We start from the raw sequence: 20,878 nt of genomic DNA, 5'->3' as shown, positions 1-20,878 counted from the left end.
ATAGATCGGGCCTTGCGGGGGATCCTGCTGGTCTTTGTCTACCAGCCTTGAGCGGGTGCTGATTCTGATCTGCTGTTGTAGTGAGGTCTTTTTTCTTCCAAAGTGATAGTGGCTGTTATATCGGAGATATTCATGTATGCAATACCGTTAGAGGTGAACTCGGCCCGGGGTGTCAGGGGCATGGACAGCGGGTCTTTGTCTGCCTGCATGTTGCCGGCCTCGACGAGTTGGTAGGCGTTCATGCTGGCTACGAAGAGGGGACCTGTCAGGTTGTGCCATAGCATGGTGAGGGCGCCGCCGGTGGCGTGGCCGTTGTGCATGGCTTTGTATTCGCGGTCGTAGCCGGTGACGGTGGCGCGGTATTCGCCGGTGGAGACCAGCCAGGTCTGGATGTCGGGGAAAAAGCGGGCGCCGTAGGGGATTTCACGGGGAAGGAGGATTTTGGATGAAGAGGTTGTTTTGGGGGTGGTGGATAAAGCGGGGGTGGCCGGTTGGGTGGAGGTGGATGACCCGGTAAAGGCCGGTTGGGTGGAAGTGGGCGACCCGGTGGAGGCGGAAGGGGTTGGAGTGACTAGCCCGGTGGAAGCGGCGGCGGTATGGTCGAGGATGGTGGTAAGTGCCTTTATATGACAGAAGGTATGGTGGACGCTGGAGGGGACGTTGTGAGAAGCGTAGTGCGGGCCTCCGGAGAGTAGGCCGTCGATGGTGGTGCGTTGGAGAAGCTGGGGTGTTTTTGAGGGCTACGCGATAGAAGCGGGGATCGCGGTCGGCGAGGAGCGCGTAGGCGGGCTGGCATCCGTCGGAGGTGCGGCTACCCTCACCAGGTCCATTTGTAGTTGCGGGTACCCCAGCTGTTGTCCCAGCCGCCGTCGGGCAGCATAAACTCCATATGTGTGCGAAGGGCCGCGGTGAGCCGCTGCAAGAGTTCTTCGTCCTTGTTGAGGAGGCCGTAGAGGGCGAGGGAGGGAAGGGTCTCCTCCACGTTGTAGCCGAGGTCGACGGAGAAGCAGCCTTTGGGACTGGGTTGGTAGTAGGGGGTGCCTTCGCCGAAAATGAAGTTGTCATTTTGGGAGAAGAAGTTGAAGGCTTTTTGCGACAGGAGTTTTCCCTTTTCTTTAAAGCTGAGGTTGGTCCTGCAGGGTGCCGAGCAGGGAGAGGGCGTAGGACGCAGACAGCGGATAGTTGATATTGCCGTAGTCGATGTTTACGGTATCGTAGATAAAATTGCCAGCTTTCAGGAGCCTTGCTTCTATTTCAGAACGGAATGACGGGTCCAGCAGTTCGCCGTGGTAGCGCAGGGCTTCGCAGAGGGCGATGGTGGAGAAGACCGTTGTGCCTTTCCATGAATCTTTTCGCTCGTTGACCCATGATCCGTCCGGCTGGCTTACATAGGCTTCCATCCAGCGGAACAGCAGGACTGCAGCGTCTATATAGCGATGGTCGCCGGTGCGGCGGGCCATGTGGAGAAAGGGATAGATGGTGTCGCCTACGCGACCGTGGACGATGTGTTCGGTGGGGCAGAGGATGCCGCCGTATTCCTGTGGGCGCGACTGGTCGAGGACCTGAAGGCTGAGGAGTGTTTTGGCCCAGGTCCCGGTCAGGGAATTACTTAAGGTATATAGCTCGGAGGCTTCCTGAGGGATGAAGGGCTGGTGAAAGGATGTTAGGGATGGTTCGCGGGACCGGTTGGGATGAAAGGGGAGGCGGGCAGGTCTTTGATGGATGCGGCGAGGGTATTGTGGGCGGCTGCCAGTCCGATGGTGCCGGCTGCGGTGAAAAGGAAGAATTGGCGTCTGGATAACGGCTTGCTCACTTTTTGCAGTGAATGTAGGGGAATTGGGGCATTCGTCAAAAGAAGCGACCCACTGGCGTGGGTCGCAATATACGAGGTAGATGTATTGGACGGCTCGGTTAGACGAGTATGTGTCCTCCGTCAACAACGAGCTGTTGTCCTGTGCAGTAGCCCTGTTTCATCAAATAGATATACGCCTGGGCGATGTCATCGGGTGTCCCTATCCGGTGCACGGGAAGGGTTTCGGCGATGGTATTGAAGTAGTTGTCGCGGTCGGCTGGAGGAAGGCCGTCCCATAGGCCGGTGCGTACGATTCCGGGGACGACGAGGTTTACGCGGATTGGCGCCAGCTCGACGGCTAGTGCGCGGGTGAGGCCTTCCATTGCGCTGCAGATGCTGGCAGCAATTGTCCAGTTCTTAGCGGGACGGAGGCCGGCGTTGCCGCCCATCAGGCCGATGGAGCCGCCGGGGTTTATGTGTGTGGAGGCATATTTCACCGTGGAATATGCACCCCAAAAACGGATGGTGAAGAACTGGCGGGCCTGTTCGATATCGGTGTCAGCGATGGGCGCCAGTGTGAGGTTCTCTCCGGCGGAGTACACGAGAGTGGTCGAAATTCCCGATATGGTCGAAGAACGACCTGATGTTTTGTTCGCGGCTGAGGTCGACGGCGTATCCTTCGCTGCCGGCGGGGAGTTCTTTCAGGGCCTGGTCGATGCGCTTCCGGTTGCTGGATACGATGACTATTTGGCGCCTTCGGCGGCTGCGGATTTTGCGGTAGCCAGGCCGATGCCTGTGCTGGCGCCGAGGAGGATGATTCTTTTTTGTGCGAGTAATTGTGCCATATCTGTTGATTTTTTATGGCACAAAGTTCCGGGATTGAAATGGGAGGGAAGTTACCAAATGGTAAAAGCAATAAAAGGCCGCCTGATCGGGCGGCCTTCGGTATGATTACCAACCAGGGTTTTGTTTGAGGTTGGCATTTAGTGTCAGTTCGGGAATAGGAATAGGATAGAGGTACATCTTGTCGTCCCACTGGCGGGCGGTGATGCCGGGATAAATCCTCACATAGTTGTTGGCGTCTACGACCACGCCGCTGATATCGTAGGTATAATCATTCCGGTACTGCGGCAGCAATTTGATGCCGAGAATAGTCGCGGGGTTGTTGATGAGTGTGCCGGCATGCCAGCGGTGCAGGTCGTCGAAACGGAAGCCCTCGGAGGCTAGCTCGATCCTTCTTTCTCTCCTGATCTCATCCAGCAGTACGGGCAGGGATGGGAAGTCGGAGTTGGGATCCTTGACGAGGCTGGCAATAACCATGGCGGGCATGCCCGCGCGGGTCCGCAGCAGGTTGATCGTCCTGTCCAGTACGTCCTGTGTACACTGTCCCAGTTCGGCCTTGGCTTCTGCTTCGATGAGCAGGGTCTCGGCATACCGGAAGATGAAGCAATCGTAGGTGGATGCATTGGCGTTCCAGGCCGCAATGCTGTTGGACCGTCCCTTGATGGGCATATAGCCCGTGGATGTGGCGTTGGTGCTGATGCGGGGTACTGTGACGATGTCTCCGTTCAGCAGGTCGAAGCCTCTTGTTGCGATCGCCTGCTGGAGCCGGGGGTCACGGTTCCGGATCTCCGCTTCAATAGAATCGTCTCCTTTATAAAGAGGGCTGAGGGCGATGGGGAGGCCGTCGGTGCAGAGATAGCTGCGGACGAAATCCTTGCTGTAGCCGTCCCCGCTTTCGCCCAGGGCGCGGTCAAAGCCGTTGGTGAGCACGGCGCTGACGTACTGCATCGGAAGGATGGCCTCTTTGTTGGTGGTGAGGTCTTCCTGGATGAAGAGGTTGTAGTAGTCGGACATTGGGTTGCCAGTATTGTAGATGCCGAATTTGCCCGAGCTCATCAGCTGTTCGGCGGCATCGACGGCGCCCTGCAGATACGCCGCCGGGTCGCCGGCGTTGGACCAGTATTTCCGGTAGGTACCTTCCCAGAGACAGATGCGAGCTTTCAGGGCTAGAGCCGCATATTTGGTGATACGACCGGTTTGCAGTGATGCAACGGGCAAGTGAGCGACGGCAAAGCTGAGGTCGCTGAGAACGGAGTCCATTACCTGCTGGTGGGGCATTCTGGGGCCGTACAGGAGGGTTTTGGATGTATCTGTGATATAGGTATTGATATAGGGTACGTCTCCGAAGGCCTTTACTTTTTTCCAATAGTCCATCGCGCGGAAGAACAGGGTCTCGCCAACGTAGATGTTTTTGACGGAGTCGGAAGCATCGGCTTTTTTGTAATTGGCCAGAAAGAAATTGCAGCTTCTGATGATAGAGAAATTCCAGTTGGTGCCGGTGCCGTTGAGTAAGCCGTTGGGGTCTTTATAAGATCCTGTACCGATGATGTCCTTTGTCGTGTCGGTCAGTGTCGGGACCGTATATGCGCCTGCGAGCAGGGCATTGATCTGGGTAGCCGCCTTGTCGTCGGACTGGTCGTCTGCGCGGACCAGCGTCTCTACCGGCAGGGTGTAGTAGTACTGGTTGCAGTACAGCTGGAGGTCGGTCTCGTTGTTAAAGAAGGCCTGAGCGCTGATATCGGTCAGCGGCGCGCGGTTGAGGAAACTATCTTTTTTACAGGCGCTGAAGACCATTACGGCAAGGCCTGTGAGATATGCTATATGTTTACTTTTCATTTTGGTAATAATTAGATTGATGCTCTTGGCTACTACTGTTTACAACACGACCTGGACGCCGAACGAGATCGATTTGTTCAGCGGATAGGTATTGAAATTGATCGCTTCGGGATCGTAGTTCTTGTTCAGGGGGTGAAGGTGAAGAGGTTCTGGCCTGTCACGTAGAAGCGAAGTGACTGGAGCTTCATCCTGGTAGTCACGGCTCTGGGTACGGTGTAGCCGAGGCTCAGCTGTTTGACCCGAAGATAAGCGGCGTTGAGAATATATTTATCCTGCGCCTGCTCGTTGCCGCCGCGGGCGAAGCCCATTCTCGGGAAGAAGGCGTTGGTATGTGTCGGTGTCCAGTAGTCGGTGGCGAACTGGGAAGGAATGCTATACTCGTCGTCGCGGAAGGAGTAGAATATGTATTCGTTCGGGTAGAAGTCGTGTTTGAGCACGCCCTGCAGGAAGGTAGTGAGGTCAAAGCCTTTATAGCCAAGGTTCAGGCTGAATCCGACCCTGTTGTGCGGGGTGGTATTGGCGATAAGGGTCTGGTCTCCGGGATTGGTGCGGGTACCGTTGCCATAGTCGATCTTGCCATCCTTGTTGACGTCTTCATATTTGATGTCGCCTGCCAGCCATTTGTAGCCGGAGAGTGCGGAGTTGTTGACGGCCTGCGCCTCGGCGTCACTGGCATAGAAGCCTTTATTGTGAAAACCCCATAGGTCGTTGATGTGGGTGCCGGGATAGAAGTCGGCTATCCGATTGGTCGGGTTGTTCTGGTAGCGGGTGACCTCTACGTTGGACGAATTGGCGAGGGTAAAGGTCAGGCTATAGGACAGCTGTCCGTCAAGGGCCTTGTCGCGGTAGTTGATGCTGAATTCGTAGCCATGGCTTTTGACGTCGGCAAAATTGCCTGCCGGAGCGGGCGTACCGAGTACGGCCGGCAGCTGCGGGCCGGCGACCAGGATGTCCTTGATCTGCGTGAGGAAGTAGTCAAAGCTACCGTTGAGCCGGTCGTGCAGGAAGGAATAGTCCAGGCCTATGTTCCTGGTGCGGACCTTTTCCCAGGTGAAGTTAGGCGAGACCAGTCCGGGCGTGTAGATGGCGATGCCCGGTTGTCCGTTGATGAGATAGCTAGCCGTGCCTGAGGGCATGGTGGCGATGTAAGGGTATTGATTTCTTGCCGATGGGCCACCTGCCGGCGGCAGCTGATCGGGCAGCTGCCCATAGGATAGCCGGAGCTTAAGGACGTCGAGGACGCCGCGGGTATTCTCCATAAATGATTCTTCGGCGATGTTCCATCCGGCCGATGCTGACGGAGAGAAGACATAGCGGTTGCCGGGCTGGTAGCGGGAGGTGCCGTCATAGCGGCCGTCGAGCTCCAGCAGGTATTTCCGTTTGTAGATATAGTTCAGCCGGGTAAAGGTGCCGACGAGCGCAGATTCCGTCTCCGTCTCCCTGACCGTGGGTTTCGGGTCGTTATTCAGGCCGAGAGCGGGGAAGCTGGGGTCGATGAGGTTCTTTACAAGCGATGTGTCCACGTGGTAGCGATTGTATTCCTGGTTGTAGCCAACCAGGGCTTTTACGTAGTGGTCCCTCGCAAATGTATTTTCGTAGGTAGCGTAGGCATTGATGACCTTATAGACATAGTTCCTTTTGGTCTCGGTGACCTGTGAGGGATTGGTCCAGGGGAAGATGTCCAGGAATGCGCCGTTGACGCCGTATTCATTGAAGGGGATCAGGTTGGCTTTCTCGAATTCCGTGAAGGAGTTCCATGTATAGTCGGCGGTGATGCTAAGGTGTTTAACCGGTTTGAGAATGATGCGGGCGGTGCTCCAGAAATCGTTCTGCTGGTCGATGTCTCTTCCTGACAGGGCGTTGATGGCGACGGGATTGGAGTAGTTGCCCTGGCCGGCGTAGTTGCCGTCGGGGTTACGGACGGGCATCACCGGGGGAAGGCCGGATTCGAGCCAGCCGCCGTTGACGGGGCCGCCACTGGCCGATGCGGCTGGTTGCGGGCTGGTTGTTGTCTACGTGCGTAAGAGAGAGGTTGAGGTTCAGGGTCATCCATTTTGTCACGTCACTGTTGACCTTGAGGGAGGGTGTGTAGCGCTGGAATACCTGATTGGCGGTCTTTTCGAGGCCTTCCTGGCGGTAGTAGCCCATGCCAGCGATAAAAGTCGTATTATCCTGGCCTCCGGAGATGGAAATATTGTGTTGTGTCTGCGGAGCCCAGCCCGGATAGAGGACGTGTATCCAGTCTGTATTCCCGACGTATCGATAGCGTTTGGGGTTGGCCGGATCCGGATATGCGTCGGGGTTATTTTTTGGGTCGGCGCGATAGGCGGCGGCCATCGTCGAGTCTGTCGAGGAGAACGGCGTCGTCGTGTAGGCGCCGCTGGCGAGACCGGTGCGGTTGGCTTCGTTGAACATTTTGATATAGTCGCCCGAGTTGACCTGATGGACCAGCTGTGTGGGACGGGAGGTCGTGTACGAGCCCGAATAGGAAACGTGTACGGGACCTTTCTTTCCCGCCTTTGTCGTGATAAGGATGACGCCGTTGGCGGCCCGGCTGCCGTAGATGGCCGATGAGGCGGCGTCCTTCAGGACGGTCACGCTTTCTACGTCATTCGGATCGATAAGGTTGGGGTCGCGGGAGACGCCGTCGACGAGGATCAGGGGCGTCGTGGCGGCGCTGGATCCCATGGTGATCGTCGTGAGACCTCTTATATTGAAGGAGGCTTTGGTGCCGGGCTGGCCGGTGTTGAGGTTGACGTTGAGGTTCGGGATGAGTCCTTCGAGGCCATCGGCGAGGTTCACCATGGGGCGGCCCTCGAGCTTGTCTGCGTTGACGGTGGCGATTGCGCCGGTGAGGTTGATCTTTTTCTGCGTGCCGTAGCCGACGACGACGGCTTCGTTGAGGCTGTTGTTGGCGAGCCTGAGTTGTATATTGAGGGAGGTCGTGCCGGTGGCGGAGACTTCTTTGTCTTCGTAGCCGAGGTAGCTGATCACGAGGGTTGTATTATCCGGGACTTCGAGGGTGAATGATCCGCTGGCGTCGGTGCTGGTTCCAGTCCTGGAGCCTTTGATCCGGACGGAGGCGCCTACGAGGGGCTGGCCTTTCTCGTCGGTAATTTTCCCGCTGAAGGGGGAGCCATTACGGGGGCTTCTTCTTCGGCTTTGGTGATCACAATGAGGTGATTGGCGAGCAGGTTATATTTGAAGCCGGAACCGGCCAGCAGGTTGTCGAGCAGAGTGGGGACTTCTTCGTTCCGGACGTTGATGTCGACTCCTTTCAGGCTGGGAATTTTGCGTTCGCTGTAGACGAAGTGATAGATGCTTTGTTTTTCTATACCTGCCATTATTTTTTGAAGTCGGTTGCCTTAAGGTTAAGGGTGACTCTTGTCTGCGAGAAGGCGTCCGCGCAAACGTTGAGGTTAAAAAATAATAAGAGAATTAGCGTTAGTTTCATGATTAAGATGGACTTAAGCAACCATGGGTTCCCCATTACACCCATTTTGGGGTGTTTCAAAAATTTCATATGTTTACTGAGTTAAAGGTTTATAATTGCCGCGATCTGTACCAGAGATAACGGCATACCGAATCTTTAAGCATTGTGTGGCGGGGATTTGCTTCAGGGCGGTTCCCGCCTTTTCCGGCGTCTCATTTTTTAGTGTGTTTTGGTTTAATAGATATATACAGTTGAATCTTCGATCCTATAGTTGAAGTGGTCGATCATCTTCAGAACGTCCAGTGCCTCGGGCAGGGTTTCCTTTTCAAAATAGCCGGAAAAGTTGTAGTGTTTTGCGCGTTCGGTCATGAACTCGATGTGTACTCCGTACCATCTTTCGAGATCGCCGGAGATGTCGACAAAGTCTCTGTTGCTAAACACCAGCTTGTTCTCCACCCATGAGGTTTCGACGACGGTGTGGACATTGTTGCGGAAATAGGTGAGATTGGTTAGTGCGTAGCGTGTGCTTTTGCCGGCGCTGTCGGGGATAGTTGGAGCGAGTTGTCTTCTTGTCACCCGATTATTTTGTACAATGAGTTTTTCCTTTGGTTTGAGAATGATGCGGTCGGATGGGCGGTCGTTTAGGGTGACCTCGATGGATCCCGTGATCAGTGTGGCTTCGCCGAAGGCTTCGTTCTTATATGATTTGACGTTGAATGAGGTGCCCAGGACGCGGATATTCATTTTGTCGGCGTGGATGATGAATGGGCGGCCGGGGTTCTTACTGACGTCGAAATAAGCTTCTCCTTCGAGCCAGACTTCGCGTGTGGTGCCACCGAAATGGTCGGGATATTTTATGGTCGTCGCCGAGTTGAGGGTAACGAAGGTGCCATCGGGGAGGGTCAGGACGTCTTTTTTGGTTGGCCGGGTTGCGGTCTGGAGCCAGCGGGCTGTAGTCTCTTTGCCGGTGGGATGGGGTGATGAATGATAGTAGGCGATCCCGCCGATGGTGAGGATAAGGGCGGCTGCGGCGCTGTACCAGATGCGGCTGATGTTGTTGCGGCGGGGGGCGGGTGAATGTTCGGAGTGCAGTGGCTCGGGGGTGCCGGGAAGAGACGGGGGGTGCCGGAGGGTTGGATCGGGGTGCCGGTAGGTGATGGTTGCCCCGGGGTTTGAATCGGGGTGTCGGTAAGGAATGGTTGTTCCGGGGTTTGGTTCGCGGTCTCTTCGGCTATGATCTTTTCCTGTACTTTTTTGAAGAGGGCGGAGCTGGCCTGGTATTCGTTGCGGTCTTTTTCCCAGTATGCTTTGAACAGCTCGCGCTGGTCGCGGTAGCGGGGATTGTCCTTTAGAATAGAAAATAGCTCTTCGCGCTCAGTCTCAGTGAGTTGTTCACATAATTCCTTTGTGAGCAGTATGATAAAGCGGTCATTGGTCATAGTGCAGTTATAGCAGGCGGCGGGTTGTTGTCTGCGGCCTTTAGAGTGGTGGACAATGATTTGGAGGAAATTGCCTACAAGCCGGAAAAAAATATTTGACCGAGGGTTATGAGGAGGAGGATGGTGAGGATCGTGTCGCTTTTGCCGGGAGCGGAACGTCCGTTAGCGGATGAGGGGTTTCCGGAGCTGGGGTTTCCGGGTGCGGGGTATTTGGAAGCAGGGTGTTCGGATATTGGGTGCCCGGGTGCGGAACTGTCGGATGCTGGGTTGAGGTAGTCGGTGAGGACGGCGCTGAGTTTTTTCATGGCCCGGAACAGCTGGGTCTGGACGGTGCGGGGGAGATGTTCAGGATCTCGGCGACCTCTTTGTATTTAATGCCTTCTTCCTTAATTAGTCTGAAGATGATGCGGCACTGCTGGGGGAGTTGTTCGATGGACTGCTCCATCTTGAAGAGCAGTTCTTTTTCTCGAGTGTTTCGTGGGGGTGTTGGGTTTAAGAAGCCTGAGTTCACTGGAATCTTCTACCTGGACGAGGTGGATGTGGGAGTATTTCTTAAGGTGGTTGAGGGACTGATTTTTTACGGCGACGTACAAATATGTGTCAATATTACGCACATCGGTCAGGTTTTTTCTATTGAGCCAGCATTTTACGAAGACGTCGGAGACGATTTCCTCCGCCACCTCTTTCTGGTGGAGGTACATCATGGAAAACTTGATCAGTGGCGGGTTTAGGAGGTAGAAGAGGGATTCAAATGCTTTGGGGTCATCATGCGAGCTGATGAGTTTCCATAGACTGAGAATATCGACGTTTTTATTCTTCAAAGCAGTTGAGATGTGCAGGATATGCAATCGTTTGTTCTAGTCAAAACACTAAACTACAAATATTTTTGTTGACCTTGTAGGCAATTTGGTTTAAAAAATTGTCCAAAGACAGTATATGAAAAGAATAATCCTTTCTCTTATTGTTGTTTTTTTGTTAAGGATATGTTGTTGGCGCAACGGAGTCGGGTGGTGAGTGGGGTGAAAGCGGCGCAGCAGAGTAGAGTTGGGACGCGGGGAAGTGCAGCGGGTGTTGTGCGGGGGCCGAAGCATAGCTTTTCGTTCGGGGATAGCAGTTTCATGCTGGACGGGAAGCCGCTACAGATAATCAGCGGCGATATGCACTATACCCGGGTTCCGAGGGAGTACTGGAGGGACAGGATGAAGATGGCCCGGGCGATGGGACTGAATACGATCGGCACCTATGTATTCTGGAATGTACATGAGGCGGAGAAAGGCAGGTATGATTTTACGGGGAATAACGATATTGCCGAGTTTGTGCGGATAGCCGGTGAGGAGGGTTTGTGGGTGGTGCTTCGGCCGAGTCCGTATGTGTGTGCTGAATGGGAGTTCGGAGGATATCCGTACTGGCTGCTGAAGGACAGCTCGGTGAAGGTGAGGAGCAGGGATACCCGATTCATAGAGGCGTACCGTAACTACATCATGCAGCTGGGGCGGCAGCTGGCGCCGCTGCAGGTAACGCATGGGGGAAATGTTCTGATGGTGCAGGTGGAGAATGAGTATGGTTCTTATGGTGACGACAAAAGTTATCTCGATCTGAACAGGCAGATATTCCGGGAAGCCGGGTTCGACGGGCTATTGTTTACCTGTGATGGCGCCGAGCAGATGGGCAGAGGGTATCTGCCGGGCTATTTACCGGCCGTCAACGGGGAGGAGGATCCGGGCAAGGTGAAGGCGCTGATCAATAAATACCACGGGGGCAAAGGGCCTTATTATATTGCGGAATGGTACCCGGGCTGGTTCGATGACTGGGGAAGCCGCACGCGCATACGGGTGTGGAGCATGCCGCGGCTGTCTATGACAAGATACTGAGTGCGGGGATCTCTGTGAACATATATATGTTTCATGGGGGGACTACGCGGGGTTTTATGAATGGCGCGAATATGAATCAGCATTCGCCCTATGCGCCGCAGGTGTCCAGCTATGACTATGACGCACCGCTGGACGAGGAGGGTAATCCTACAGAAAAATATTACGCTTTCAGGCGGGTGATCGAAAAGCATCTGCCGGCGGGGCAGCGGCTGCCGCCAGTGCCGGCGAGGAAGGTGGCGGTAAGTATCGCTCCTATCCGGCTGGCGGCCTATGCTGGGTTGTTCGATAATTTGCCGGCGCCTGTGGTGGGGAAGAGGCCTCTTTGCTTTGAGGACCTGGGGCAGGCTTATGGTTTTGTTTTATACAGGACTGTTGTTGGGGCTTCCGGGAGCGGCTGGCTCCGGCCAAGGCAGCTGAGGGATTATGCCATCGTATATATAAACGGCCGCCGGCAGGGTGTGCTGGACAGGAGGCTGAACCGAGGATTCCATCTGGCTGGATGGTGTACCGGCGGGTGCTGTGCTCGATATATTGGTGGAGAATAACGGGAGGATCAACTACGGACCTTTTCTGGCGGATAACCGGCAGGGGATAACGGAAGCTGTGACGTTAAATGGACAGGAGTTGTTTGACTGGAAGATGTATAAATTACCAATGGATGGAGTGGGCAGGTTTAGGTTTGCGGAAGGGAAGGGGCGTGGGAACTTGCCAGGATTATACAGAGGAAGTTTCAGTGTGAGCCGGCAACACGATTTGTATCTGGATATGCGGGAGTTTGGGAAGGGGGTTGTTTTTCTGAATGGACGAAATCTGGGGAAGTACTGGCAGATCGGTCCGCAGCAGACGATATATGTCCCCGCGGGTTGGTTAAAGAAGAGTGTTAATGAGGTGGTGGTGTTCGATGAGCTGAAGGGTGGGCATAGTCAGCTGCGGACGCTGGACAGACCGATATTGGATTCGCTGACGCATGAGACGGCGACGCGGTATCCCATCATACCCTTGCCGACCTCCTTGTGGCCGGCGGATGGAGAATTCGTGGCTGAGCCAGGCACGGTGCTGGTGCGGGCGGATGGTTTTGAAAAGGAGGCAGGGGCGCTGAATGGAGTGTTTGGTGGTGCGCTGGTTGTGGGGGCCCGTGCCGGGGGTAGGCCGTATATTGAGATGAAGAAGGATGAGAGTGTGGCAGCGGAGGAAGGGTATAAGTTGATAGTCCGGCTCTGGGCATGTGGTGCTGGCGGCGAGGACACCTGTTGGAATGTTCAGAGGGGTGGAGACGATACGGCAGCTATTGCCGACCGGCGGGGGCCGTTGCCGGCGGTGACGATCCAGGACGCTCCGGCTTATGCGTGGAGGGGTATGCATCTGGACGTGTCGAGACATTTTTTTCGATCGGTTATCTGCGGAAGTTCATCGACCTGATGGCGTTATATAAGTTCAATAAATTCCATCTTCATCTGACGGATGACCAGGGGTGGCGGATAGAGATAAAAAAATATCCTTTACTTACGGAGCGCGGCGCCTGGCGGACGTTTAATAACCAGGACTCGGCGTGTATGCGGCTTGCAAAAGAGAATCCGGACATGGCGATCGATCCTGCGCATATCATCGAACGGGACGGGAAGCAGTTGTACGGCGGATTTTATACGCAGGAGGAAATGAAGGCGCTGGTGGCTTATGCGGCAGACCGGCATATCGATATCATTCCGGAAATAGATATGCCGGGGCATATGATGGCGGCGATCAATCAGTATAATTTTTGAGCTGTGACGGGACGAGTGTTTTCGGCAAGTTATTCTCTACTCCTATCTGTCCCTGTCTGCCGATGACCTATAGTTTTGCGGAGGACGTATATTCCGAGATCATGGATATTTTTCCGGGCACCTATCTGCATATCGGAGGTGATGAGGTGGACAGGACATTGTGGGCAAAGTCAGAGGAATGCAAGCAGTTGATGGAAAAAGAAGGGTTGAAGAATACAGCTGAGCTGCAGAGTTATTTTATCCGGAAGATGGAGCAGTTCTTTAATTCCAAAGGGGCGCAGGCTGATCGGGTGGGACGAGATACTGGAAGGGGGTATCAGCAAAACGGCGATGGTGATGTATTGGAGGACCTGGGTGCCGAAGGCGCCCGTCGAGGCGGCGCAGAACGGGAATCCTGTCATCATGACTCCAGGCAATCCCCTGTACTTCGATGGCAGGCAGGACCGGAATTCGTTGACGGCGGTATATAATTTCAATCCGATCCCGAGGGGATTGACGAGCGAGCAGGCCAAAAACATTCTGGGGGCTCAGGCGAATATATGGACGGAGTATATTCCTACGGAGAACCGTGCGGATTATATGTATATGCCGAGGATGACGGCGCTGGCGGAGGTGTTGTGGACGGCGAGGAAAGACATTGATTCTTATCAGGAGCGTTTGCGTCTGGGGTATCAGCGCCTCGATGCGATGAAGGTGCATTACCGGCTGCCGGATCTGGAGGGATTTCTTTCGTCGAATGTGTTCACCGATGAGGGGCGTCTGGATATCCGGAAGCCTTTGGATGGGTTGACTGTGCGGTATACGACTGATGGGAGTGTGCCGGGTGCCGGATCGACGGTGCTGAGTGGTCCGCTGGTAGTTCGGGAGTCGCGACAGTTTCGCCTTGCGGCGTTCCGGCCGGATGGGACGAAGGGAGATGTCTATGATATAAAATATGAAAAGCAGTCGCTTGCGGAACCCGATCGGGTGCCGGGTGTTGAGGATGGACTGGTATGCAGCCGGTATAGGGAGAGTTTCAAGTCTGTTGCGGGTATGGCTGGTCGTCAGCCGGATACTGTTATGACGGTGGGGGCGGTTGCCGTGCCGAAGGTCCTGGAGGCGCCGTCGTTCGGACTGCAGTACCGGGGTTATCTGGATATACCTAAGGATGGCATTTATAGTTGGTATCTGACTTGTGATGATGGGGGTGTGCTGAATATCGCGGGAAGGGAGGTGGTCAATAATGACGGGAATCATCCGCCGCTGGAGAAGAACGGGCAGGTGGCGCTGAAGAAGGGGTTGCAGAAGCTGGCGCTTGATTTTATCGAAGGAGGGGGAGGGTATGCGTTGCGGCTGAAATATAGTTTTAATGGCGGTAAACCGCAGGATATTCCGGCGGAATGGCTAAAACATTAATAAGTATGAAATTAATTACAGTTGTATTGTTGGTGGTGGGGACGGGTGTTTTGGGCAGGGTGGCCCGAGGGGGAGGCGGCTCGCGTGGATGGGGATGGCCCGCGCGTAAATGGTGAGGGCCCGCGCATGAAGGCCGTGGCTCCGCCGAAGCCGTATGGGGTTTTGCCCAGCCCGAGGCAGCTGGCCCGGCACGAGACGGAGATGTATTGCATTATCCATTTCGGGGTAGATACGTATACGGATAAGGAGTGGGGTTATGGGGATGGAGGATCCGAAACTGGTCAACCCGGTGGATTTTGACGCGAAGCAGATCGTAGGGGCTGCCAAGGCGGGTGGGTTCAGGGGCGTGGTGATCGTAGCGAAGCATCACGATGGGCTTTGTATCTGGCCGACAAAAACGACAGAACACAATATTACCAAAAGCCCTGGAAGGGTGGCCATGGAGATATGGTAAAGGAGTATCAGCAGGCCTGTCAGCAGCGGGGATGAAGATGGGGTTGTATTGTTCGCCGTGGGACAGGAACAATGCCGGGTATGGTACACCTGCGTATGTGAAGACGTACCGGGCGCAGATAAGGGAGCTTTATACGGGCTATGGTCCGTTGTTCATGTCGTGGCATGACGGAGCGAATGGGGGAGATGGTTATTATGGGGGAACACGGGAGCTGCGCAAGATCGACAGGACTACTTATTATGGCTGGGATACGACGTGGGGACTCGTGCGGAAGTTGCAGCCGGGGGCAAACATTTTTGGGGATATCGGTCCCGATGTACGCTGGGTGGGGAACGAAGAAGGGCGTGCCGGAACGACCTGCTGGGCAACGTACACGCCCGAGGCGCCGGACCCGGGCAAACGACCGGCTAATGGCTACAATAAATACTGGGAGGCGACGGAGGGTACGCGGAACGGAAAGTTCTGGCTGCCGGCGGAGTGCGACGTGCCGCTGAGGCCGGGATGGTTCTATCATGAAACGCAGGACGAGCAGGTGAAGTCGCCGTATCAGTTGCTGGATCTTTATTACCAGAGTGTAGGGCGCGGCGCCGATCTTGACCTCGGGCTGGCGCCGAACCGCAAGGGTGTATTGGATCGGCATGACGTGGCGTCTCTGAAGGGGTTTGGAGATCTGCTGCGGCAGATATTTTCGGTTAATCTTGCTAGTGGGGCGTCATTTGAGGCCAGCAATATTCGTGGGGGTGATGTCCGGTCGTACGGGCCGGCACGGCTGGTGGATGGGGACAGGTACAGCTATTGGGCGACCGATGATGATGTGAAGCAGGCCGAGCTGGTAGTCGACGCCGGAAAGCAGGTAACCTTTAACGTAATACGTCTTCGGGAGGATATCAAGCTGGGGCAACGGATCGATAGTTTTGCGATCGATGCGTTTGTCGACGGGGGATGGAAACTGATCGGGTCCGGGACGAGTATCGGGGCGAACCGGCTGGTTCGTCTGCAGCAAAATGTGGTGACGAATGAGGTGCGGTTGCGGATAGTCGGCGCTGCGGCGAGTGTGGCATTAAGCGATTTTGGGCTGTTCAGGGAGCCTGCGCATGCCGACCCTCCATCTATCGTTCGTGACAGAGCAGGAATGGTAAACGTGTTGGTGTCGGGACCGCTTGGGAGTATACACTATACGCTGGATGGTTCGGAGCCGGGGTTGGGATCTCCTTTGTATCTGGGACCGTTTGCACTGCCGAGCGGGGGAGTGGTGAAGGCGCGGAGTTTTGACGAGAATGTGGCGGGCGAGGTGGCGACGAAAAAGCTGGGATATGCGAAGGCGGGATGGAAGGTGATCGAGGCGAAGGCCGGTGGGGAAGTGTTAAAGGGAGTGGTTGACCGGGCCATCGATGAGGATGAGAAAACGAACTGGAGCAGCCTGCAGAAGGATCAGCTGCCTGCCGCGAAATTTCCGCAGGATATCAGTGTCGACATGGGAAATGAGCGTGTGATCAGGGCATTTACGTATTTGCCGAGGCAGGACCGCCGGACAGAAGGAATAGTAGACCGGTACGCTTTTTATATAAGTCTTGACGGGAAGGACTGGGAGAAGGTGGCGGAGGGTGAGTTCTCCAATATCCGGGCCAATCCCGTGGAGCAGGTGGTTCCGCTGGACCATCCGATAAAGGCGCGATATTTCAGATTTTCAGCGATAGATGTGCTTGCCGGCAATGGAGTAGTCGTGAACGAACTGGGAGTGAGGTAGCGCTATCTGGGGGCGGTTGCTCCGATGTCCCCGGCCTGAGCGTGGCTGAGGAAGTCGATCACCAGTTGTTCGATCTGGTTGCATTCCAGCAGGAAGCCGTCGTGTCCGTAGAGCGAGGTGATGGTGCGGAAGAAGGCTCCGGGGATAAGTGTTGCCAACAGCTGTTGTTCCTGAAGGGGGAAGAGGATGTCCGATGTTATTCCCATTACGAGGGTTTTGGCGCGTATGCGCCGGAGGGCTTTTTCGAGGCTGCCGCGGCCTCTGGATACGTCGTGCGAGTCCATGCTCTGACTAAGCTTGTAGTAGCTGAAGGCGCAGAAGCGGCGGACCAGTTTCTCTCCCTGGTAGCGCTGGTAGGAGGCGGCGCCTTCGCTGGTGTCGATGTTGCCTGAGTCTGTCTCGGCGAGGAAACCGGTGGAGCGGGGTTGCATTTTCAAATAGGTGTCGTAGTGCCGGTAGGAGAGCAGGGCAATGGCGCGGGCTGCGCGCATGCCTTCGATGCCTGCGCGTTCGGTCTTTTCGGGCCATGTGCTATCGGCTTCGATGGCCATTCGCTGGGCGGTATTGAAGGCGATGCCCCAGGGAGAGTGTTGTGCGCTGGTGGATATCGGGAAGATGTATTCGAAGAGTTCGGGTTCTTCGATAGCCCATTCGGAGCAGCTGTTGGCCGCCCATGCTGCCGCCGATGCCGATGTGTATCTTCCGGATACCAAGGTGTTCTTTTAGCGGCCGGTAGGCGCGGACCATATCACGGATGGTGAAAAAGGAAAATAGTGATAATAGGGCTCGCGCAGGACGGGGTCGTCATCCAGCGGTCCGAGGCTGCCGTAGCAGCTGCCCGGCATGTTTACACAAACGATAAAGTATTTGTCGGGGTCGAAGAGTTTGTTTTCGCCTACAAGTCCTGGCCACCATTCGTTGGGGTCGCTGTTGGCTGTGAGCGCGTGGAATACCCATACGACGTTGGTTCCGCTGCTGTTGAGCTTTCCGTGTGCCGAATAGGTCAAATGGTAGCCTGGAAGAACGGCGCCTGACTCGAGGACGATGGGTTTATTGAACGTGAATACCTTTGTCATGGTTAATGGTTGGGGTACGGGGTAGGAATCCAGCCGGCACAGTGTTGGCCTCGCTCGTCGGGTGAGGTTGGTGTGCCCCGCCTGATGAAGCTGGCTCTGACCGGCTGGTATGGTCAATGGTTGTATGCGGGCGATGCGTTAGATGGTTGTATGATGGCGGTGCTGGAAGATCGTGTGAAAGGCCTGTTCAAAGTCCGCCTTAATATCTTCGATATGTTCGATGCCTACGCTGACCCTTACCTGGTTGGGCAGTACACCTGCGGCGATCTGCTCGTTTTCCGTGAGCTGCTCGTGCGTTGTCGATGAAGGGTGGATGACCAGGGTTTTTGCGTCGCCGACGTTGGCGAGATGGCTGGCGAGTTTTAGCGAGTCGATGAATTTTGCCGCGTTCTCTTTTCCGCCTTTGATGCCGAAGTTGAGGATACCTCCAAAGCCATGGTCCAGGTATCTTACTGCCAGCCTGTGGTAGGGGCTGCTAGTCAGGCCGGGATACTCCACGAATTCGACGCAGGAATGGTCTTCGAGCCATTCGGCGAGAATCTGTGCGTTGTCGACGTGGCGTTGTACGCGGAGGGAAAGTGTTTCCAGACCCTGCAGGAGGAGGAAGGAATTGAAGGGGCTTTGGGAGGCTCCGAAGTCGCGGAGGCCTTCGACTCTTGCGCGGATGGCGTATGCGATATTGGGGAGGCCGAGGGGATTGCCTTCGCCAAAGGTATCCCAGAACTTAAGGCCGTGGTATCCTTCGGATGGTTCTGTGAACTGCGGAATTTGCCATTGCCCCAGTTGTAGTTGCCTGCGTCTATGATGACACCGCCGATGGTGGTGCCGTGGCCACCGATCCATTTGGTGGCGGATTCGGACAACGATGTTGGCGCCCCATTCGATGGGCCGGAAGAGATAACCGCCTGCTCCAAAGGTGTTGTCCACGATCAATGGAATGTCATATTCTTTTGCGAGGTCGGCGAACTTCTGGAAGTCCGGAATATTCAATCTTGGATTGCCGATGGTTTCCAGGTATATAGCTTTTGTGTTTTTATCGATATGTCTTACGAAACTTTCCGGGTCGTCGCCCTTCGCGAAGCGGACGTCGATGCCGAGACGGCGGAATGAAACTTTGAACTGGTTGTATGTGCCGCCGTAGAGATAGCTGGTGCTGACGAAATTGTCGCCGGCCTGGAGGATGTTGTTGAGGGCGAGGAACTGGGCAGCCCTGGCCGGAGCTGGTAGCGACCGCAGCCACGCCGCCTTCCAGTGCAGCAATGCGTTGTTCGAAGACGTCGGTGGTGGGGTTCATGACGCGCGTGTAAAGGTTGCCAAAGGCTCTTAGTCCGAAGAGACTGGCGGCGTGTTCCGAGCTTGTCGAAGCCGTAGGAGGTAGTTTGGTATATGGGGACTGCTCTCGACTTTGTGGTAGGGTCGATCTGTTGACCGGCGTGTAATTGGAGGGTCTCAAAATGATAGTTACTCATACAAGGTTGTTTTGAGCCCCGAAGGTAAAGCGATGCCAGTGCCGTATTTGGACGGATTATCGAACGGATGCCGGTCGCGGCCAAATGGCGGGTATTGTTAATCCATTGGGCGGGAGAATAATTCCCGGTCGCGGGCTTTTGCGGAGTTGGTGTAGTCTTCGTCCCACCAGGGTTTGTCGCCTTGCCGGGTGGGCGGTTTTTTCAGAAATAGTTGTTGTGTGGGTGATTTGGAGATGGCGTCGCGGAACTCGTAGTGATCGAACATCACGACTGCTTCGATCATATAGCTTACTGCTACCCGGCGGTCCTGGAAGAGGAATAGGTTTTCGCCGTTCTTTGTGTCGGCGGATGAAGAGAAGTTATGGGATCCGGTATAGACTTTTGTCGTGGGCTTGTCGAAATCGATCACGACAAATTTGTGGTGCATGCGGGTGCCGCTGCCGCCTGTAGCCTCGGCCTTGAAGGGCTCGGGAACATTGGTAAGCAGGTTGGCGGGATAGGCGATGGGAGGATTGCCGTTGGGTCTTTGCAGGTCCAGTCCCCCGACTGTCTTGTCGGAGAGTCCGTATACGAAGAGGTTGTCGTTGCCGGTGACCGTCGTGATGGCATTGAGGATCGGTCCTGGTGTTTCGTACAGAAAGGCCAGCGAGTAGAGCAGGCTCGATGTGGTGCCGGCGATATCCGATGCGATGGTGGCGAGCCGTGCATTTTGGTTGTTGTGCGGAGAGAAGGACACCTTGTCCATTGACGCCGGCGATGCCAAGGGTGCTCCAGTCCGCGGAGGAGGTAGTAACGAAGCCTGCGGGGTTGTCGGGGCTATCCCATAAGTGCTGGAACTGGTCGAACCAGATCTTTACGGGTTGCGGGCCGTATAGGAGGACTGCGTTGTTATTCTGTACGAAGAACCCGCGCCAGGAGAAATTGGTAGAGCCGCCGACGGCCATTTGGATGTTGTCGCCGTTGATGGCGATGGTCTTGTTGTGCTGGAGGCTGCCCATGTGCTGGCGCTGGACTTTGGCTCCGCTTGCGGTGAGCATTCCTGCGGCTGTGCTTTCGGGTGAATTGGTCCGGCCGTGTGTTCCTGAATCGTCGATGATTATACTAAGGCGGTTGCCGAGTTGGACGAGTTTGTTGACAACCTCGGGTTCGTTGAAGTCGTAGGCCGTGACGCGTACCTGGCGGTCGGGTCGGCGACTGCCTTGTTGAGTGCGTCCATTATCACCTCTCTTGCTTCGAATCCCATCCAGTCCATGGCTGCGGCCGCTTTGGGATCGGTCGGTTTGAAGGTGAGACCGTCGTCTGCCTTTTGCGGGAGGATCGTTCCCACGCCACCGTTAGCGCCGAAATTGTCGACGAATGCCTGGGAGGCGACGAAGCCGCGGGTGAAGGCGATATTCATGTTACCCGGATAAGTGTCGCTGCCGAGCTGGATGGCGGCTTCCTGGTGGTCGCCATAGCTGAGCACGCCTGTGCTGTCCATAAAGACGGGTGTAACGCGGTAGGTGTAGTTACCCGGCAAGTCGGGGTGGAAGGGGAAGTGAGTCCACCGGAACTTCTGGATGGGGGAGAGTCGGGTGGAGAGGATATTTGGGTTGACGTTGCCGTCGTTCTGGAGGAAGGAGAGCCGGTTTTTGACCGCGAAGAATTGAGTGCCGCCCGGCTCCTTGTATTCGATGGCGAAGCCGACGAAGTTGTCGGGTGGTTTTTGACCGGGAGCCCAGTTCATCGCTAGGAGGGCCATTTGTTCGCCGCGGTAGACTTTG

25 protein-coding genes and 4 pseudogenes are annotated in these 20,878 nt (G+C 55.4%); 10 read left to right on the top strand and 19 right to left on the bottom strand.

Annotated elements, in window-relative coordinates:
- Positions 1-38: 38 nt before the first annotated feature.
- Entirely contained in the window at positions 39-320 is a 282-nt protein-coding gene (locus tag ACQ86N_RS36255; RefSeq protein WP_431211299.1) for a hypothetical protein, read from the bottom strand.
- Here ACQ86N_RS36255 and ACQ86N_RS36250 point away from each other — a divergent pair.
- Together ACQ86N_RS36250 and ACQ86N_RS36245 are read left to right on the top strand one after the other, a co-directional pair.
- Positions 315-449, top strand: a complete 135-nt coding sequence (locus ACQ86N_RS36250; RefSeq protein ID WP_431211298.1) for a hypothetical protein — start codon at positions 315-317, stop codon at positions 447-449. The two genes, ACQ86N_RS36255 and ACQ86N_RS36250, sit on opposite strands and share 6 nt — an antisense overlap.
- Positions 442-630, top strand: a complete 189-nt coding sequence (locus tag ACQ86N_RS36245) for a hypothetical protein (protein ID WP_431211297.1) — start codon at positions 442-444, stop codon at positions 628-630. Before ACQ86N_RS36250 ends, ACQ86N_RS36245 begins: the two co-directional genes overlap by 8 nt.
- 187 nt (positions 631-817) lie before the next feature.
- Here the strand turns inward: ACQ86N_RS36245 and ACQ86N_RS36240 are convergent, their stop codons facing one another.
- The 12 genes from ACQ86N_RS36240 to ACQ86N_RS36185 all read right to left on the bottom strand — a co-directional run bounded on the left by ACQ86N_RS36240 (position 818) and on the right by ACQ86N_RS36185 (position 10,164).
- Positions 818-982 carry a hypothetical protein gene (locus ACQ86N_RS36240; RefSeq protein ID WP_431211296.1) on the bottom strand — a complete coding sequence of 55 codons (165 nt, stop codon included), beginning with the start codon at positions 980-982 and terminating at the stop codon, positions 818-820.
- A 133-nt stretch (positions 983-1,115) separates the two neighbouring features.
- Positions 1,116-1,937: a hypothetical protein gene (locus ACQ86N_RS36235; RefSeq protein WP_431211295.1), complete on the bottom strand. Its 822-nt coding sequence runs from the start codon at positions 1,935-1,937 to the stop codon at positions 1,116-1,118.
- A complete protein-coding gene (locus tag ACQ86N_RS36230; RefSeq protein ID WP_431211294.1) occupies positions 1,912-2,394 on the bottom strand; it encodes an SDR family oxidoreductase in 483 nt (160 codons plus the stop codon). The genes ACQ86N_RS36235 and ACQ86N_RS36230 overlap by 26 nt, the downstream gene beginning before the upstream one ends.
- Before the next feature lie 349 nt (positions 2,395-2,743).
- Positions 2,744-4,471: a RagB/SusD family nutrient uptake outer membrane protein gene (locus ACQ86N_RS36225; RefSeq protein WP_431211293.1), complete on the bottom strand. Its 1,728-nt coding sequence runs from the start codon at positions 4,469-4,471 to the stop codon at positions 2,744-2,746.
- 125 nt (positions 4,472-4,596) lie between these two features.
- The gene (locus ACQ86N_RS36220) at positions 4,597-6,399 is read right to left on the bottom strand and encodes a SusC/RagA family TonB-linked outer membrane protein (protein ID WP_431217729.1); all 1,803 of its coding nucleotides are present in this window, start codon (positions 6,397-6,399) and stop codon (positions 4,597-4,599) included.
- Entirely contained in the window at positions 6,386-7,543 is a 1,158-nt protein-coding gene (locus tag ACQ86N_RS36215; protein WP_431217728.1) for a SusC/RagA family TonB-linked outer membrane protein, read from the bottom strand. Before ACQ86N_RS36215 ends, ACQ86N_RS36220 begins: the two co-directional genes overlap by 14 nt.
- 14 nt (positions 7,544-7,557) lie before the next feature.
- Positions 7,558-7,815, bottom strand: coding sequence for an STN domain-containing protein (locus ACQ86N_RS36210; protein ID WP_431211292.1), 258 nt, complete (start codon positions 7,813-7,815; stop codon positions 7,558-7,560).
- A 323-nt stretch (positions 7,816-8,138) separates the two neighbouring features.
- Complete coding sequence (locus ACQ86N_RS36205; protein WP_431217727.1) at positions 8,139-8,810, bottom strand: FecR family protein; 672 nt, start codon at positions 8,808-8,810, stop codon at positions 8,139-8,141.
- Positions 8,807-9,343: a hypothetical protein gene (locus tag ACQ86N_RS36200; protein ID WP_431211291.1), complete on the bottom strand. Its 537-nt coding sequence runs from the start codon at positions 9,341-9,343 to the stop codon at positions 8,807-8,809. Before ACQ86N_RS36200 ends, ACQ86N_RS36205 begins: the two co-directional genes overlap by 4 nt.
- Positions 9,344-9,417: 74 nt before the next feature.
- Positions 9,418-9,648 (bottom strand): hypothetical protein, encoded by a 231-nt coding sequence (locus tag ACQ86N_RS36195; RefSeq protein ID WP_431211290.1) that lies wholly within the window; start codon positions 9,646-9,648, stop codon positions 9,418-9,420.
- Positions 9,645-9,788, bottom strand: a complete 144-nt coding sequence (locus tag ACQ86N_RS36190) for a sigma factor-like helix-turn-helix DNA-binding protein (RefSeq protein WP_431211289.1) — start codon at positions 9,786-9,788, stop codon at positions 9,645-9,647. The genes ACQ86N_RS36195 and ACQ86N_RS36190 overlap by 4 nt, the downstream gene beginning before the upstream one ends.
- On the bottom strand, positions 9,730-10,164 hold the full coding sequence (locus ACQ86N_RS36185) for a sigma factor (RefSeq protein WP_431211288.1): 435 nt from the start codon (positions 10,162-10,164) through the stop codon (positions 9,730-9,732). The genes ACQ86N_RS36190 and ACQ86N_RS36185 overlap by 59 nt, the downstream gene beginning before the upstream one ends.
- Before the next feature lie 162 nt (positions 10,165-10,326).
- Here ACQ86N_RS36185 and ACQ86N_RS36180 point away from each other — a divergent pair.
- From ACQ86N_RS36180 to ACQ86N_RS36145, 8 genes and pseudogenes are all read left to right on the top strand, one after another.
- A pseudogene (locus ACQ86N_RS36180) lies at positions 10,327-11,342 on the top strand (beta-galactosidase); the annotation flags it as partial.
- Positions 11,316-11,759: a beta-galactosidase gene (locus tag ACQ86N_RS36175; protein WP_431217726.1), complete on the top strand. Its 444-nt coding sequence runs from the start codon at positions 11,316-11,318 to the stop codon at positions 11,757-11,759. The pseudogene ACQ86N_RS36180 and the gene ACQ86N_RS36175, both read left to right, overlap by 27 nt.
- Entirely contained in the window at positions 11,734-12,633 is a 900-nt protein-coding gene (locus ACQ86N_RS36170; protein WP_431211287.1) for a hypothetical protein, read from the top strand. The genes ACQ86N_RS36175 and ACQ86N_RS36170 overlap by 26 nt, the downstream gene beginning before the upstream one ends.
- Entirely contained in the window at positions 12,633-12,974 is a 342-nt protein-coding gene (locus ACQ86N_RS36165; RefSeq protein ID WP_431211286.1) for a family 20 glycosylhydrolase, read from the top strand. The genes ACQ86N_RS36170 and ACQ86N_RS36165 overlap by 1 nt, the downstream gene beginning before the upstream one ends.
- Positions 12,971-13,243 (top strand): annotated as a pseudogene (locus ACQ86N_RS36160) (family 20 glycosylhydrolase); the annotation flags it as partial. The gene ACQ86N_RS36165 and the pseudogene ACQ86N_RS36160, both read left to right, overlap by 4 nt.
- Positions 13,244-13,304: 61 nt before the next feature.
- Positions 13,305-14,369, top strand: a complete 1,065-nt coding sequence (locus ACQ86N_RS36155) for a family 20 glycosylhydrolase (RefSeq protein ID WP_431211285.1) — start codon at positions 13,305-13,307, stop codon at positions 14,367-14,369.
- Positions 14,370-14,631: 262 nt separating this feature from the next.
- Complete coding sequence (locus ACQ86N_RS36150) at positions 14,632-14,823, top strand: alpha-L-fucosidase (protein WP_431211284.1); 192 nt, start codon at positions 14,632-14,634, stop codon at positions 14,821-14,823.
- A 31-nt stretch (positions 14,824-14,854) separates the two neighbouring features.
- Complete coding sequence (locus tag ACQ86N_RS36145; protein ID WP_431211283.1) at positions 14,855-16,570, top strand: discoidin domain-containing protein; 1,716 nt, start codon at positions 14,855-14,857, stop codon at positions 16,568-16,570.
- Positions 16,571-16,572: 2 nt separating this feature from the next.
- On the opposite strand, the gene ACQ86N_RS36140 is transcribed toward ACQ86N_RS36145, so the two are convergent.
- From ACQ86N_RS36140 to ACQ86N_RS36115, 6 genes and pseudogenes are all read right to left on the bottom strand, one after another.
- Complete coding sequence (locus ACQ86N_RS36140; RefSeq protein ID WP_431211282.1) at positions 16,573-17,283, bottom strand: hypothetical protein; 711 nt, start codon at positions 17,281-17,283, stop codon at positions 16,573-16,575.
- A gap of 9 nt (positions 17,284-17,292) precedes the next feature.
- The gene (locus ACQ86N_RS36135) at positions 17,293-17,646 is read right to left on the bottom strand and encodes a hypothetical protein (RefSeq protein WP_431211281.1); all 354 of its coding nucleotides are present in this window, start codon (positions 17,644-17,646) and stop codon (positions 17,293-17,295) included.
- 138 nt (positions 17,647-17,784) lie between these two features.
- The gene (locus ACQ86N_RS36130) at positions 17,785-18,906 is read right to left on the bottom strand and encodes an O-acetylhomoserine aminocarboxypropyltransferase/cysteine synthase family protein (RefSeq protein ID WP_431211280.1); all 1,122 of its coding nucleotides are present in this window, start codon (positions 18,904-18,906) and stop codon (positions 17,785-17,787) included.
- A 10-nt stretch (positions 18,907-18,916) separates the two neighbouring features.
- Positions 18,917-19,099 (bottom strand): annotated as a pseudogene (locus tag ACQ86N_RS36125) (hypothetical protein); the annotation flags it as partial.
- A 113-nt stretch (positions 19,100-19,212) separates the two neighbouring features.
- Positions 19,213-19,860 carry a phospholipase D-like domain-containing protein gene (locus ACQ86N_RS36120; RefSeq protein ID WP_431211279.1) on the bottom strand — a complete coding sequence of 216 codons (648 nt, stop codon included), beginning with the start codon at positions 19,858-19,860 and terminating at the stop codon, positions 19,213-19,215.
- Between the two features lie 136 nt (positions 19,861-19,996).
- A pseudogene (locus ACQ86N_RS36115) lies at positions 19,997-20,353 on the bottom strand (phospholipase D-like domain-containing protein); the annotation flags it as partial.
- Positions 20,354-20,878: the final 525 nt, after the last annotated feature.

The sequence above is a fragment of the Puia sp. P3 genome (assembly GCF_050632245.1).
In the GTDB taxonomy this organism is placed as follows: domain Bacteria; phylum Bacteroidota; class Bacteroidia; order Chitinophagales; family Chitinophagaceae; genus Puia.
This window is presented reverse-complemented; position numbering and strand designations above follow the sequence as displayed.